The sequence below is a fragment of the Streptosporangium sp. NPDC005286 genome, assembly GCF_040607515.1.
In the GTDB taxonomy this organism is placed as follows: Bacteria; Actinomycetota; Actinomycetes; order Streptosporangiales; family Streptosporangiaceae; genus Streptosporangium.
This window is the reverse complement of sequence record NZ_JBEXGU010000414.1, coordinates 1-1,182: the sequence shown is the minus strand read 5'-3', so window position 1 is coordinate 1,182 and position 1,182 is coordinate 1. Positions and strand designations below refer to the sequence as shown.

The 1,182-nt window shown below is 72.0% G+C and carries 1 protein-coding gene; it reads right to left on the bottom strand.

The window, feature by feature from the left end:
• On the bottom strand, positions 1-1,179 hold a 1,179-nt coding region (locus ABZU75_RS46490), incomplete at its 3' end, for an acyltransferase domain-containing protein (protein WP_355570028.1).
• Positions 1,180-1,182: the final 3 nt, after the last annotated feature.

Sequence of the window (1,182 nt, the reverse complement as noted above, 5' to 3'; positions counted from 1 at the left end):
GTCCTCCAGCATCGGCTCCATCAACGGCGAATGGAACGCATGCGACACCCGCAACCGCTTCGTCCGCACCCCCCGCTCCTCCAGCACCGCGACGATCCCGAGCACCGGCTCCTCCACACCGGAGATCACCACCGAGGACGGACCGTTCACCGCCGCGATCGACACCTCACCCTCGCGCCCGGCCAGCAGCTCGGCGACCTCCTCCTCGGCGGCCTGCACCGCCACCATCGCCCCACCCGACGGCAACGCCTGCATCAACCGACCCCGCGCGGCCACCAGCACACACGCATCCTTCAGGGACAACACCCCGGCCACATGGGCAGCGGTGATCTCCCCGATCGAGTGGCCCGCCAGCACATCCGGCCGCAGCCCCCACGACTCCACCAGCCGGAACAGCGCCGTCTCCACCGCGAACAACACCGGCTGCGCCCACCCCGTCCGATCCAGCAACCCCGCCTCACCCGAACCCGGCTCAGCGAACAGCACCTCACGCACCGAACAGCCCGCCCGCTTGGCCGACTCGCCGCCCGGCCGCCCGGCCAACTCCCCGTCCAACTGCTCCAGCACCGCGTCCAACGCCTGCGCGAACACCGGGAACCGCTCGTACAGCTCCCGGCCCATCCCCACCCGCTGGCTGCCCTGACCGGTGAACAACACCGCCAGCCGCGGCTCCGGCCCCGCCGTCCCGCGCACCACACCGGCACCCGGACGGTCATCGGCCAGCGCACCCAGCCCGGCCAGCACCCCGTCACGGCCATCGGCCAGCACCACCGCCCGATGCTCGAACGCCGACCGCGTCGTCGCCAGCGAGAACGCCGTGTCGGCCAGCCCCAGCCCAGGCTCGCCCTCCAGGAACGACGCCAACCGCTCGGCCTGCGCCCGCAACGCCTCCACCGACCGGCCCGACACCAGCACCGGCACCACACCCGGCTCGGCTTCGCTCCGCGGAGTCTCCGGTCCCTGCGGCGCCTCCTCGGTTTCGGCCTCCGGTCCTTGTTCGATGATCACGTGGGCGTTGGTGCCGCTGATCCCGAACGACGACACCCCCGCCCGCCACGGCCGCTCCACCCGAGGCCACGACCGAGATTCGGTCAGCAACTCCACCGCACCAGCCGACCAGTCCACATGCGACGACGGCGCATCCACATGCAACGTCCGCGGCAACACCCCATACCGCATCGC